Annotated in this window: 12 protein-coding genes; 7 read left to right on the forward strand and 5 right to left on the reverse strand. The window is 44.5% G+C overall.

Translation table 11 applies throughout. From position 1 onward, the window contains the following. Positions 1-22: 22 nt before the first annotated feature. Positions 23-925 carry a DMT family transporter gene (locus tag BLQ60_RS09395; RefSeq protein WP_092619355.1) on the forward strand — a complete coding sequence of 301 codons (903 nt, stop codon included), beginning with the start codon at positions 23-25 and terminating at the stop codon, positions 923-925. A 31-nt stretch (positions 926-956) separates the two neighbouring features. Here the strand turns inward: BLQ60_RS09395 and BLQ60_RS09400 are convergent, their stop codons facing one another. After that, the gene (locus BLQ60_RS09400) at positions 957-1,520 is read right to left on the reverse strand and encodes a PilZ domain-containing protein (RefSeq protein ID WP_092619358.1); all 564 of its coding nucleotides are present in this window, start codon (positions 1,518-1,520) and stop codon (positions 957-959) included. Positions 1,521-1,544: 24 nt separating this feature from the next. Between BLQ60_RS09400 and BLQ60_RS09405 the strand changes: the two genes are divergently transcribed. The 3 genes from BLQ60_RS09405 (at position 1,545) to BLQ60_RS09415 (ending at position 6,441) form a co-directional block, all read left to right on the forward strand. Then, the gene (locus tag BLQ60_RS09405; protein ID WP_092619362.1) at positions 1,545-2,780 is read left to right on the forward strand and encodes a lipoprotein-releasing ABC transporter permease subunit; all 1,236 of its coding nucleotides are present in this window, start codon (positions 1,545-1,547) and stop codon (positions 2,778-2,780) included. A gap of 31 nt (positions 2,781-2,811) precedes the next feature. Further along, entirely contained in the window at positions 2,812-3,504 is a 693-nt protein-coding gene (gene lolD, locus BLQ60_RS09410; RefSeq protein ID WP_092619580.1) for a lipoprotein-releasing ABC transporter ATP-binding protein LolD, read from the forward strand. A 348-nt stretch (positions 3,505-3,852) separates the two neighbouring features. Then, positions 3,853-6,441 carry a DNA internalization-related competence protein ComEC/Rec2 gene (locus BLQ60_RS09415; RefSeq protein WP_092619365.1) on the forward strand — a complete coding sequence of 863 codons (2,589 nt, stop codon included), beginning with the start codon at positions 3,853-3,855 and terminating at the stop codon, positions 6,439-6,441. Here the strand turns inward: BLQ60_RS09415 and BLQ60_RS09420 are convergent. Next, a complete protein-coding gene (locus BLQ60_RS09420; RefSeq protein WP_092619368.1) occupies positions 6,433-7,452 on the reverse strand; it encodes a lysophospholipid acyltransferase family protein in 1,020 nt (339 codons plus the stop codon). The genes BLQ60_RS09415 and BLQ60_RS09420 overlap by 9 nt on opposite strands. A 162-nt stretch (positions 7,453-7,614) precedes the next feature. Here BLQ60_RS09420 and sppA point away from each other — a divergent pair, with 162 nt between their 5' ends. After that, positions 7,615-8,664: a signal peptide peptidase SppA gene (gene sppA, locus BLQ60_RS09425; RefSeq protein WP_092619371.1), complete on the forward strand. Its 1,050-nt coding sequence runs from the start codon at positions 7,615-7,617 to the stop codon at positions 8,662-8,664. A 160-nt stretch (positions 8,665-8,824) separates the two neighbouring features. Beyond that, the gene (locus BLQ60_RS09430; protein ID WP_092619583.1) at positions 8,825-9,628 is read left to right on the forward strand and encodes an alpha/beta fold hydrolase; all 804 of its coding nucleotides are present in this window, start codon (positions 8,825-8,827) and stop codon (positions 9,626-9,628) included. 349 nt (positions 9,629-9,977) lie between these two features. On the opposite strand, the gene rpsI is transcribed toward BLQ60_RS09430, so the two are convergent. The 3 genes from rpsI to BLQ60_RS09445 all read right to left on the reverse strand — a co-directional run bounded on the left by rpsI (position 9,978) and on the right by BLQ60_RS09445 (position 11,984). Continuing rightward, complete coding sequence (gene rpsI / locus BLQ60_RS09435) at positions 9,978-10,364, reverse strand: 30S ribosomal protein S9 (RefSeq protein ID WP_092619374.1); 387 nt, start codon at positions 10,362-10,364, stop codon at positions 9,978-9,980. A 12-nt stretch (positions 10,365-10,376) separates the two neighbouring features. Beyond that, a complete protein-coding gene (gene rplM / locus BLQ60_RS09440) occupies positions 10,377-10,805 on the reverse strand; it encodes a 50S ribosomal protein L13 (RefSeq protein ID WP_092619377.1) in 429 nt (142 codons plus the stop codon). Positions 10,806-10,952: 147 nt separating this feature from the next. Next, entirely contained in the window at positions 10,953-11,984 is a 1,032-nt protein-coding gene (locus BLQ60_RS09445) for an AraC family transcriptional regulator (protein WP_092619380.1), read from the reverse strand. A gap of 287 nt (positions 11,985-12,271) precedes the next feature. Here BLQ60_RS09445 and BLQ60_RS09450 point away from each other — a divergent pair, with 287 nt between their 5' ends. Then, a complete protein-coding gene (locus BLQ60_RS09450; protein WP_092619586.1) occupies positions 12,272-13,396 on the forward strand; it encodes a CaiB/BaiF CoA transferase family protein in 1,125 nt (374 codons plus the stop codon). Positions 13,397-13,461: the final 65 nt, after the last annotated feature.

The raw sequence follows: 13,461 nt of genomic DNA on the forward strand, positions 1-13,461 counted from the left end.
TGTTTAAAATTTTGAGTAAAGCATGAATATTTCCAAACAAAATGCGGTGATTACCTACATCACCTTGATTTTCATTTGGGCATCGACACCACTTGCCATCGTCTGGAGTGTCGATACTATTGCACCGATGTGGGCGATGGTATTGCGTTTTTTTCTGGCTTTACCCTTAGCACTGGTTTTAGTCTGGTTGATGAAAATTCCATTACCATTCACACGACAGACCTGTCTGAGCTATCTTGCAGGAAGTATGAGTCTGATTGTATCGCAGACCTTTACCTATCTGGCGACAGCGCATATTTCATCGAGCATTATCGCTTTGGTGTTTGGTATGGCACCTGTGATTACGGGCTTGATCGGGGCGATTTGGTTTTCGGTACGGCTTCGAGCGTTGCAGTGGCTTGGCATGTGTGTGGCACTTGCTGGGCTGAGTAGTATGTGTTTGCTTGCGCAGGAGAGCATGCACTTCAATGTGATTGGGATTTTCTTGGTGCTGACCAGTGTGACGATTTATTGTTTTTCCATGTATTTCGTCAAACAGATTAATGCGCCAGTCACGCCATTTGCACAGGCTTCGGGGTCGATTATTTTTTCCACCATCATTGCGATTGGTTTTATTCCCTTTATTTGGGAACAAATGCCAACAGTGATGCCATCGCTCAAGTCGATTTCTGCGTTGTTATATACGGCAGTTGTTGCGTCTATCGTGGCGATGTTTTGCTATTTTAAATTGATTCAGAATATCTCGGCGACCACGCTGTCATTGACCACGGTGATGACACCAATTATTGCATTGATCTTGGGTGCAGTGCTCAATCAAGAATATTTGTCGATGCAGGTCTATTTCGGCATCATTGTGATTTTTATGGGTTTATTGCTGTATTTTTATCATGATATTCAACGTATGCTCCGTGAGCGCATACGTTGAATGCGCTGGATAGGGTGTGGTTGTGAACCGTTTAATGCTCGTTTAACTGTTCCACAGAATCTGCCAGCTTTTCACGGTCTTTCGGATGAATGCTAATGAAGTGCGCCCCGATTCGACTCATACCATCATCACCAACAATGCTATACACCACATGCGCCGTTGCAGCGACTTGGAAATGGTTTTCCGTATCGGCAAAGGTCAGGTGAATATAGCTATCATTGCGTAGCGCATCTTTGGTGAAAAAAGACAAACCACTTTCTGAAATGTTGACTTTCTTCGGACTCGGCAACATGTTTTGCAGTGAGTCATAAGCGGTAGTGTTGATCAAGTCCAGCTTTTGATTGAGCAAACCCAAAATGTGTCCTAATCCAGGCTGTTCTGTTTTAATTGCGTCAATTTCCCAACCCAGAACGCTATCGATTTGTGCAAGTTCTGAAAGTAACAGAAAATATCGTGGTATCATAAAGTCTGGGTTGTACGGGTCGAGTTGTGCTTGTTCCTTACTGATTTCCTGATAATTAAATCTCAATAATGCATCAGCTCGTGAATTTTGACGGCGTTCGCCGTGAGTAGCTGTCTGCTGAGTTTGAACCATTTTTACTTCCTCGGATTTGATCGTATGTATAAACCGATCGCTTTTTATATAGGCTTACGCTATACGCGAGCGCGTCGCAGTAATCATTTTATATCGTTTATCGCATTAGTATCCATGATTGGTCTAATGCTTGGTGTTGCTGTACTCATCACAGTTTTATCAGTCATGAATGGTTTTGATCGTGAGCTGAAAAATCGTGTCCTTGGTATGGTGCCCCAAGCAACCATTTCATCTAATCATATCATCACTGACTGGCAAAACATATTGCCTGCGATGGAAAAAATTGATCATGTTCAAGGTGCTGCGCCATATACACAATTGCAGGGTATGCTGACTTCACAAGGACAAGTGTCGGGTATTTTGATCAATGGTATTGATCCGAAATATGAACCGAAAGTATCGATTATCCAAAACTACATGGTGCAAGGGACTTTAAATAATCTAAAGCACGGTGATTACGGCATTGTTTTGGGTAAAACCATGACTGATGCACTAGGATTACAGGTCGGTGATAAGATTACCTTGATCTTGCCTGAAGCCACGCCATCGCCAGCGGGTGTGGTACCACGTTTTAAGCGCTTTACTTTGGTGGGGATTTTTAGTGTTGGCGCAGAAGTGGATGGCATGATGGGCTATATTGAGCTCAATGATGCGGCAACCTTGCTTCGCTTACCTGAAGGGGCGCAAAGTGTGCGGATGAAGCTCGATGACATCTTCGCTGCACCTGAAGTGGTGGATCAAGCCTTAAAAGAGTTGCCACCGTATTTTTACGGTTCGGATTGGACCTATACCCACGGCAATCTGTTCAGTGCGATTCAGATGGAAAAGGCGATGGTGAGTTTGCTCTTATTCCTGATCGTATTGGTGGCGGCGTTTAATATTGTTTCGTCATTGGTGATGGTGGTTACCGATAAAAAAGCTGATATTGCCATCTTGCGTACACTCGGCGCTTCACCTGCAACCATTACCAAAATTTTTATGGTGCAAGGTACGGTGATTGGGGTGATCGGTACTATCAGCGGGGCGATCCTCGGCGTGATCGTTGCGACATCGATTAGCTCAATCTTAGGCTGGGTAAATACCACGTTTGGCTTAAATCTATTTGCGGCGTATTTTATCAATTATTTGCCGTCAGAATTGTTATGGCGTGATGTGGCGCTCATTGTCTTCTTATCATTATTACTCAGCTTCCTTGCCACGATTTATCCTGCGCTACGTGCTGCCAAGATTCAACCTGCGGAGGCACTGCGCTATGAATAATGAAAATATGACTAGTGAAAAGCGTCAAGTGATGAATAGCCAAAGCAATATTGTGCTTGAAGCAAGAAATGTCCATCGCAGTTTTCATGATGGACGTAACCAAGTCGATGTGTTGCGTGGCTTGGATTTAAGTGTGCAGGCGGGTGAGTTTGTTTCTGTAATTGGTGCCAGTGGTTCAGGTAAAAGTACGCTACTGCATGTGCTTGGTGGCTTGGATACCCCGACCCAAGGTGAGGTCTTTCTCAAAGGTCAGCGTTTCGATACCTTAAAAGAAGCAGAGCGTGGGCATCAGCGTAATCTGTACTTGGGATTTGTCTATCAGTTCCATCATCTATTGCCTGAGTTTAATGCCTTAGAAAATGTGGCTATGCCGTTAATGCTGCGTCAAGGCACCACTTTTCCTGAAGTGAAGAAGAAAGCAGAAAAACTCTTGGATCAAGTTGGTCTGAGTCATCGTATGGATCATAAGCCGGGCGAATTATCAGGTGGCGAGCGTCAACGTGTGGCACTGGCACGTGCTTTGGTGACCGATCCTGATCTGATCCTTGCCGATGAGCCGACGGGAAATCTTGATCGACATACCGCCAAAGGCATTTTTAGTCTGCTTAAAGATTTGCAAGCAGAGCGTCAGATGGCGATGTTGATCGTTACTCATGATGAAGCGTTGGCACAGTCCGCAGATCGGATTTTGCATATGCGAGATGGGGCGTGGTTTACAGCATAATCACCCTCTATCTTGAATGAAATCTGTCAAAACTGATCTATGTAAATAGGTCAGTTTTTTATTGCGTGAACTTCCGACTCAAGATGGCTAGAACTGTGGAAATAGTGCTCGACAATAGTTTCAGCATTCAGTACTGTTAAACAAAATACAAAGTATTAAAAATCAGAATGATTGGAATGACCAAGGGATGATCACAATTCTAAACATGACTCTAAACATGGTTCTAGGCATGGGAAAAACAACGATTAAACTTCAATGCATTATTAAGACTCGGATATGTCTGGCACAAGCGAAAGCACAAGTCGCTAAGATACAAATTGTTCAGACACAAATTGTTAAGGCATTGCGATGTTTCGTCTGATTTGTTTGGCGTGGATCGCAGGGATAGCCACGCTCGGCATTCCGATGGGTTGGCTTGAGCGATATTATTCGCTGTGGTGGTCGCTACCGTGCATTATTTGTTGTGTGTTGCTTATTTTACTTTGGCGGTTTGATCGAACGATACAGTGGCGCTCGTTGCAACGACTAGCTCAATTCGTCTGTCTCAGCTGTACTATGTTTTTGGCAATGAGTTATGCCGATCAACGGCTGAGCATGCGATTGGCAGATGATGTGATCGAGCGCCAAACCGTTGAAGGGATTGTTTATATTTCACAGCTGAGCGATGGTAAGTTGGAAAATTGGCGACAGCCTGCACAGCTCCTTATCCCTGAACAAAACCGAAGCCTGAAAATACTACTCTATCCAAAACGCATCTATGATGCCCAAGGTGAGGTGATCGGCATGAGTACTGATCAGATGGCGCTGGGGCAGTTTTATCAAATGACATTGGACATCAAGCCACCACATGGTTATGTCAATCATGGTGGATTTGATCAAGAAAAATGGTTGCTTCAGCAAGGCATTCAAGGCACAGCCACGGTACTTTATAGCCAACCAATCAGTGCTTCCGATGTGCAGGCGATGGGGTGGTATCGCTTCGTGGTTGATCAGCGGGGATGGCTCAATGACTGGCGTTTGCAGATTGAAAAGTTACGACTTGAATTTCGGCAACGGTTATTACACCAAAGCCAAGATCAAAACCAAACTCAAAGCCAGTCTAGTAATACTGATGATTCCGACATAGCACGGCATAGCCAAGAACAAGGCTTGCTTTTGGGATTATTGACAGGGGATCGTAGTGGTATTGATCAGGCGACCACACAGCGTTTTCAGGTGTTGGGTATCAGCCATTTGTTAGCAATCTCAGGACCTCATGTATTGCTTTTAGCGGCGATGTTGACATGGACTGTGATGAAAATAATCCATCTGCTGATGCGAGTTGGGCGCTTAGAACAGCTGTATTTACAGATTCCACGGCAACTTTTTTATATCCCGATTTTTCTGAGTTTGGTCAGCTTTTATGTAGTATTTACGGGGTTTGAAATACCTGCGTTACGCACATGGCTGATTGCCTGTATTGCCAGCATTTGTCTGTGGCAACGCTGGCAGATTTCTAGTTTGAGTATGTTGTTGCTGGCAGCAGTGATGGTATTAATCTTGGATTGCTTTGCGATTTTGTCGGCTGCATTTTGGTTATCCTTTGTCGCATCGGGGATTCTGCTCTTGATCTATCGCCAAGTGCAACAGCATGAGTCACATCCTGAAGATACGTGGGTAGAACATTTCAAATATGCATGTGCAGTGTTGTGGCAGACGCAGTGGCGTGTATTTGTTGCATTGCTGCCGATTGTGCTGTGGCAGTTTCAAGCGGTTTCGCTCATTTCACCATTTGTCAATTTAGTTGCGATTCCCTTTCTTAGTTTGATCATTGTGCCACTGAATATTTTGGCTGCATTTTTTTGGCAAGTGGTGCCGTTGATTGGTGAATCATTGGCTGGACTACTTTGGGCAATGTGTGAAGTTTTATTGTCGATTTTTCAGTATGTGATCAAACTGGTTGAGCCTGTAGCAACAGCGCTATATTTGCCAAATTTTTTAACGGGGCTAAGTCTGCTGTGTATTAGTGTGGCTGTGGCGATTTTAATGCTCCCCAAAGGCTTGATTGCACGCTATTGGGCGCTGTTCTTTCTCATTCCGCTGTTTTTTCAGCAAAGTATGAATTCGTATTTAAATGTCGATATTTTGGATGTGGGGCAGGGGCAAGCCATTGCGATCCACACTGAAAATCACCATCTCTTGCTGGATACAGGCATGGGCGCGTGGCAAGCCGATCAGCCGACTATGGGTGATCGTGTCATTGTGCCGTATTTGCGGGATTTGGGTGTGCGGGAGCTGGATGAAATTTTGCTTTCGCATCTGGATTTGGATCATAGTGGTGGCACGGCTGCGGTGGTGCGTGAGATTGCGGTGCAGCAACTACGCAGTAATGTACAAGATGATGACATTACTGATTTTCCCAATGTACCTTTTGTGAGGTGTGAGCGTGGACAGTCGTGGCAATGGGATGGGATCTTGTTTGATGTATTGTCACCGATGCAGCATGATCCGATCGAAAGCGCAAATGAATCATCCTGCGTGGTATTGTTGACCACGAAAAATGCGACGCAAACCTTCAAAATATTGATGATGGGTGATGCGGGTTGGCTGACTGAATATCAACTGCTTCGTGATTATCCAGAATTACAGGTCGATGTGTTGGTACTTGGGCATCACGGCAGTCGGCACAGTTCAGCCTATGATTTTTTAAAACAGCTTCAACCTAAGCTCGCTGTGATTTCTGTCGGGATTGACAACCGCTATGGACACCCGACACCTGAAACCATGGCACGTTTAGCCGCGTTACATATTCCCGTAATCGATACGGCACAGATGGGCGGAATACATATCGAGCAGACACAACGTGATGCGCCGTGGACATGGCAATATCGCCGTGCCGAACGCAAATGGTTGCAACCTAATAATGGACTTGTTTTGCAACGTGCAGGATTAGATTGATTTGCTGTGATCCGCTTGGGTTGGTAAGGTGTTGTCTTGTGGTGGCTGCTCTTTTTGCGCTTGGTGCAGTATTTTGTCTTGCTGCGTTTTGGCCTGAATTGAACGCACCAAAGCAATACTTTCTGCATGGGGCAAGCTGTATACCTTCTTACTTTCAGCGCTGGCTTTAAAGCGTTTGTAACTCCAATGATAATGGCTTGGATGACGCCGAATCAGTTGTTCAATATGCTGATGAATGATTGCAGTGCCATTTTGCTGACGATCATAAATCTGCTCAGAAATCGGCTCAATATACAAATCAAAACCGCCCTGATCATTGCGTAAGGTATATAGCAACAATGCGCCAGCGCCAGTCTTTTGAATCATCTTGGCGCTGAGTTGGCTACTTTCCACGGGGATGTCGAACCAAGACACCAACTCGCCACCATTTTTTGGGGTATGGTCGGGCAAAATCACCGTCGTCCCGCCATTTTTGAGCGCCTTAAAAATCTGCTTTACCCCAGTTTCATCGGTCTGTACCAGATTTGCACCCTCACGTTGTCTGGCATCCAGCACGATCCGATCCATGGTTGGGTTTTTGATCGGCATATACATGATGGTCAGATCGGAATGCTGACATAGCCATGCATTCATCACCTCCCACGTGCCAAAGTGCGGTACGATCAGCACCGCACCTTTTTGCTTCGCCAATGCTGATTTCAAATGTTCCAAGCCATGTACTTGATGGATTAATGCCAGATTTTTTTGTTTGGAATTGCCCCAAATATGAAAAAATTCAAAATACGCCCGTAATTCATTTTGAGTTGCTTGTTTGGCGATCTGATGCCGTTGTTGCGCATTGAGGTCGGCAAAAGCAATGTCAATATTGCGTTTGATGGTACGATTGGTTTCGGCTTGTCCAATTTGAGCAAGTAGTCCCGCAACAGCGCCCGCCAGACTTTGCTGCCAGCGTAACGGAATAATCTGGAAAAAAAACAGTAGCCAAGGATGTGCAGTCGATTTATTTTGCATAACACTATAAATAATCTACAAAAATAAAAATCGCAATGGGAAATGCGACCAATTTAAATTATACGCTGAAAAGTGTCGAATTTAGAAGATTTTTAAGCACAGATAGGCAGTCTTTAAGATAAACTGTATGATGTGCAGGAAAAATTGATTTAGGAAAATAAGATGTCTGATTGGCCACCTAAACCCTCTTCAGAACAACAAGCGAACCAAACCGATCTCAATCGAGGTCAAATTCAAGGTCAAATTCAAGGTCAAGAATGGAAAATACTCGAAAAGGCGGTGCTTGCCTCGGTCGAGGAACAACGTCGTGCACGGCGCTGGGGGATTTTCTTTAAGTTATTAACTTTCTTGTATTTGATGTTTGTTTTGGTGGTATTGGGACGTGGCTGTAGCACATCGACTCAGGTTGATGCTGTACCCAATGTCTCGGACGAACATCTTGCGGTGGTCGATATTCAGGGCATGATTGCGGGTGATGCCAAAAGTGTGAATAGTAAAGACACCAACAAAGCCTTAAAGCGTGCTTTTGAAGCGGAAAATGCCAAAGCAGTCGTGCTGAATATCAACTCACCCGGTGGGTCGCCTGTACAGTCTGACGAAATCTGGCAAGAAATTCGTTATCAAAAAACACAGCATCAAGATAAAAAAGTCTATGCCATCATTGGCGATATGGGTGCATCGGGCGCTTACTACATTGCTTCTGCGGCTGATGAAATCTATGTCAATCCATCGAGTATTGTCGGCTCAATCGGCGTGATTATGCCGAATTATGGCGTGACCGAACTGGCGAAAAAGTTAGGTGTTGAAGATCGCACCATGACTTCGGGTGATCATAAGTCTGTGCTGAGCTGGACCAAGCCTGTAGACCCAGCGGAAAAAGCCCACGTGCAAGCCTTACTCGATAATGTGCATGGACACTTTATCAATGCGGTGAAAGAAGGGCGGGGTAAGCGTTTGAAAACCGAAACTCCTGATTTATTTTCAGGATTATTCTGGACGGGTGATCAGGCGATCAAAATTGGTTTAGCTGATAAAGCGGGCAATTTAACGACCTTAGCACGTGAATTGAAAGTCGATAAAAAAGTCGATTATACCGTGAAGCGTAGCCCGCTTGAGTCATTGCTTGGTACGGTTGGCACGTCGATTGGCAATGGTATTGGTCAGTCGATCAATCAACAGATCGAAGCGCAATCACAGGCAAAATTACAGTAACCAGCGAAATTGCAATAATGTTGTGAAGCAAGCGCACAATACAGCGATCTTGCGCATGTAAAATCATGGATTGCAATTGTAAAACTGCTCAGTTCTTCCTCTTGTGGATTTGCCCCAAGGGGAAGAAGATAAAAAAGACAAACAGCTAAGAATTCCACTTATGAAACCACTGATTCATTTTGCCCATGCCAATGGCATTCCATCAGAAACCTATCAAAAGCTCTTTGAAGCGCTGTCTGATGAATATGACATTATTTACACCACCCCCGTGGGTGCGAATCCTCGCTATCCGATCACCAACCATTGGGATTATTTGGTACAACAGATTACCGACAGCATTGAGTCACAAGCCAATGGGCGTGAAGTGATTGCACTAGGGCATTCGCTCGGTTCGGTGCTGAGTTATATGGTCTCCAATAAGCGTCCAGATTTGATCCATCAAGTGATCATGCTTGATCCACCGTTTATTATGGGGACAGCGTCTTTGGTTTTTCATCTATCGAAATTGTTTAGCCCGAAGATGGTAGATAAAATTACCCCTGCGGGTCTATCTAAGTTTCGCCGTGATCATTGGGAAAGTCGTGAACAAGCGGCGGCACAACTGTCGCAAAAAGGCTTTTTTAAACACTTTGATCGCACATGTTTCGATGCTTATATTCAGCACGGTTTGACTGAAGATACCGTGCGTGGCGGTGTGACTTTAACCATTCCGAAGGCAGCCGAAGTAGAAATTTTTCGCAAAAATCCATCGCTATGGTGGTTGCCTCAACCGAAGCCGAAAGTGCCTGTGGATTTGGTGGTTGGGCGAGACAGTCAATTTTACAAACGTAAATTTCCGCATGTGGCAAAGCGTAAACTCGGCATTCCATTCCATGTGGTTGACGGTGGACATATGTTCCCACTGGAGCATCCGCTAGATACGGTTGAAAAAGTCAAATCTTTGATCCGTAAAGATTTGCTGTAACTCATCTTATCTTTTGATTTTTTAAAATTGAGTTTCCATTAAAAGGAGGTTCTTTTTTTTGTACTGTAATCCATTGATATGCGTCAATCTCAACTTTGATAAAAGCGTGACTGCTACATTGAGCGCTTAATCAACTTTTTTGGCAATTCTGCTTGGCTACGCCAACCAAGATTGCGTACGAACCCCTCTCACTTTTGCTATTGCACTAGGTATATGCAATGCCTTGCGTCGATCTACGACTCAGTGCTCAGGTAGTGAGGAAAGCCTAAGCATAAAAAACCTCGGAAATTCCGAGGTTTTTTTCGATTCTGTAAACCGTAATTTGTAAAGAGCCGTAGCTCTGAAAAAATTAACGCTTAGAGAATTGAGGACGTTTACGTGCTTTACGTAAACCAAGTTTCTTACGTTCAACTTCACGTGAGTCACGAGTAACGAAACCAGCTTGACGAAGCGCAGGCTTCAAAGTTTCGTCAGATGCAATCAATGCACGAGTGATACCGTGACGGATAGCACCAGCTTGACCGCCGATACCACCACCTTTCACAGTGATGTAAAGATCGTATTTGCCAGTTGCTTCAAGCAACTCAAGCGGTTGACGAACAACCATACGTGCAGTTTCACGACCGAAGTATTCTTCGATTGAACGGTTGTTGATCACGAGTTTACCAGTACCAGCTGATAAGAAAACACGTGCAGTTGCGGTCTTACGGCGACCTGTACCATAATTTTGTGCCATGTCTTTTATCCCTTAGATATCCAAAACTTGTGGCTGTTGAGCAGTATGAGGGTGCTCGCTACCAGCATACACTTTCATTTTCTTGATCATTGCATAACCAAGAGGACCTTTTGGCAACATACCTTTAACAGCACGTTGGAAGATTTCTTCAGGTTTGTGTGCAACTAATTTTTCAAAGTTAGTTTCTTTCAAACCGCCTGGGAATTCAGTGTGGCGATAGTATTTTTTGTCAAGTGACTTGTTACCAGTAACCTGAACTTGTTCCGCATTGATCACAACGATGTAGTCACCTGTGTCAACGTGCGGTGTAAACGTAGTTTTATGCTTACCACGAAGGCGGCGAGCAATTTCAGTCGCTAAACGACCAAGTGTTTTACCTGATGCATCCACAACGTACCAGTCGTGTTGCACTTCAGCAGGTTTTGCACTGAGAGTTTTCATGAACGAAATACCTATTATAGTTGGTTTGCCCATTTTGAGGTAAAAACTGACAAAATGACCAAACGAAATGGAGCGCAAATTATAGGGGCTTTGCTGACAAAGATCAAACGAATATTGCGTTCATTTGAGCTTTTTTGCGGATAAAAATTATTCCAATAAATCGCTATGACGATAACCGCCGTGTAGTTGGCGATACAACCCTGGGGTCACACCTGTCCATTTCTTAAAGGCACGGTGAAAGGTACTGGTTTCACTAAAGCCAACTTGCTGTGCGACATCTTCCAAAGTCAGGTCTTGACGCAGTAAAAGATGAATCGCCGCATCACGGCGCAGGGCATCTTTGACGCCTTGATAGCTTTTACCTTCAGTAGCAAGGCGACGACGTAAAGTTTGCGGGGAAAGATACAGCATCGCTGCGACATCATTCAGTGTTGGCATTTCTTCGCCGATTTGACTTTTCAGGACATCACGAATGCGGTTGGTGAGTGAGTTGGTATTTTTAAATTTCACCAGTAATTGCGCTGGCGCCATTTTAAGGAAGTCCTCGAGGGTTTCTTCGGTCTGGCGAATTGGTAAATCCAAATAATCCGCTGCAAACGTCACTTCGGTACGCTGTGCATTAAATTGCATCACGGGGGCGAAGAATAAGGCATCATATTCATCGGCATGTTTTGGACGCTCATAACCAAAGTGCACACGCTCTAAGGGAATGCGCCGTTCGATCAGCCAAGATGCCAAGCCATGCCAGATCATCAGCATGCTTTCCGTCAAGAAATGATCGGGATCATGTTCTTTAGGAATCATCGGAATCAAACGAGCTTCATGCTTATCTCGTTCTAAGATCACTGCCCATTCATCGCCGAATAAACGATAAAATTCGGTGGATCGCTCCAGTGCTTCGCCCAGTGTTTTGCAATGAATGATGAGCTGACACATCATGGCAAAAGTGCCGAGTTTACGAGGCTGCACATCAAAACCGACATGCTCATCTTGGGTGACGAGCCACAGCATTTTGACAAACTGGGTATATTGGTCAGGTGAGATACGGGCTTTAGGCTGTTTTAATAATTCTGCTTCGATCCCCACATGCGACAGTAAATTGTCGGTATCTAGCCCGAGACGTTTTACACCTGTCAGCGCCGCATTGACAAAATGAATGCTAATCGTATCACGGCTCATAAATACACCTTTTAAATAAATTTAAGTACAACTGTTCACTTGGTTGATGATAACCCAAATGATAGGTCTTTGAATATGTCTTTATTTTATCAAATCGTGAATTATTTGATGTGGATTCATGGGTTTAGCTAGACTCATAGTACAGTTCTAAACTTTAGTCTTAGTGCACTTCACTTGGCATAAAATGACAATGGTTTTGAGCAAAAATCTATTGTGCTTGATCGTCATCCTCTCTAAGGTAGATATGTTTAAGTCTTTAATTGATATAAAAAATGGCAGGATGCGATATGAATGGTGCGTTAAGTGGTTTAAAAGTCTTAGATTTTTCGACTTTATTGCCAGGTCCATTTGCCACCATGATGCTTGCCGATATGGGGGCGGAAGTCGTCCATGTTGAGTCACCTAGTCGAGTCGATCTGGTGCGTATGATGCCACCTTATGCCAATGGACAAGCGACGGCACACAGCTATCTGAATCGGAATAAGCAGTCGATTGCGCTGGATTTAAAAGATCAAAGTTGCATCGAGCTGATCAAATCTAAAATCAATGACTATGACATTGTGGTCGAGCAGTTTCGCCCTGAGGTGATGAAAAGACTCGGCTTAGACTACGAGATTCTATCGCAGATCAATCCACGACTGATTTATTGTTCAATCACTGGGTATGGGCAAACGGGCAGTTATCGCCATCGTGCAGGACATGACATTAATTATTTAGCAATATCAGGCATTGCTGGGCAGAGCGGACGCAAAGTCTCAGGACCACCGCCCTTAGGTGTGCAAGTGGCGGATGTGGCAGGCGGTTCATTGCATGCGGTGATTGCGATTTTGGCGGCAGTATTTGAGCGTGGGCGGAGTGGTCTTGGGCAATATATTGATATTTCCATGACAGATTGTGCGGTGAGCTTAAATAGCTTGGCGGGGGCAGCGCAGTTGGCAGCAGATCATCCTGTGCAAGCTGAATCTGAAGTCTTAAATGGCGCCAGTTTTTATGATTATTACCGCTGTGCTGATGGGCGCTATGTGTCGATTGGCGGGCTCGAGCCGAAATTTATTCAGGGCTTGGCGCAGCTTTTGGATTTGCCGATCATCGCTGAAAAAGCGTTGTCGCCGAATTTAGAGCATCAACAGCAGGTGAAAGCTACCATTCAAGAGAAAATCGCTACACAACCGCTGATTTTTTGGCAAGAATTATTTGCAACGCATGATTTGTGCGTAGAGCCAGTGCTGATGCTGGGTGAGGCACTAGATTCAGCATTGGCAGATGAACGAGATTGGACAGTAAATGTGCCGTTAAATACTGACCATGCTGATCAGCAGTCACAGCGTCAACTGGCAAATCCCATTAAATTTTCACGTTCAAGCATGCGTTATGATTTCGTTGGGCAAGCCTTAGGCGCTGGGAAATGGTAAAAAAAGCAACAATTACCGAACTTGGTTAATGCATTAGACTAAAGTCTAATAAATTCTTAAAAAAT

The organism is Acinetobacter marinus (assembly GCF_900096915.1).
Taxonomy (GTDB): Bacteria; Pseudomonadota; Gammaproteobacteria; order Pseudomonadales; family Moraxellaceae; genus Acinetobacter; species Acinetobacter marinus.

Bases quoted from the DNA above. Each gene is read 5' to 3' on its own strand.
- BLQ60_RS09450 (WP_092619586.1), top strand. From the start codon at position 12,272: ATGAATGGTGCGTTAAGTGGTTTAAAAGTCTTAGATTTTTCGACTTTA.
- BLQ60_RS09405 (WP_092619362.1), top strand. From the start codon at position 1,545: ATGTATAAACCGATCGCTTTTTATATAGGCTTACGCTATACGCGAGCG.
- lolD (WP_092619580.1), top strand. From the start codon at position 2,812: ATGAATAGCCAAAGCAATATTGTGCTTGAAGCAAGAAATGTCCATCGC.
- BLQ60_RS09400 (WP_092619358.1), bottom strand. From the start codon at position 1,520: ATGGTTCAAACTCAGCAGACAGCTACTCACGGCGAACGCCGTCAAAAT.
- BLQ60_RS09430 (WP_092619583.1), top strand. From the start codon at position 8,825: ATGAAACCACTGATTCATTTTGCCCATGCCAATGGCATTCCATCAGAA.
- BLQ60_RS09445 (WP_092619380.1), bottom strand. From the start codon at position 11,984: ATGAGCCGTGATACGATTAGCATTCATTTTGTCAATGCGGCGCTGACA.
- BLQ60_RS09395 (WP_092619355.1), top strand. From the start codon at position 23: ATGAATATTTCCAAACAAAATGCGGTGATTACCTACATCACCTTGATT.
- rplM (WP_092619377.1), bottom strand. From the start codon at position 10,805: ATGAAAACTCTCAGTGCAAAACCTGCTGAAGTGCAACACGACTGGTAC.
- BLQ60_RS09420 (WP_092619368.1), bottom strand. From the start codon at position 7,452: ATGCAAAATAAATCGACTGCACATCCTTGGCTACTGTTTTTTTTCCAG.
- sppA (WP_092619371.1), top strand. From the start codon at position 7,615: ATGTCTGATTGGCCACCTAAACCCTCTTCAGAACAACAAGCGAACCAA.
- BLQ60_RS09415 (WP_092619365.1), top strand. From the start codon at position 3,853: ATGTTTCGTCTGATTTGTTTGGCGTGGATCGCAGGGATAGCCACGCTC.
- rpsI (WP_092619374.1), bottom strand. From the start codon at position 10,364: ATGGCACAAAATTATGGTACAGGTCGCCGTAAGACCGCAACTGCACGT.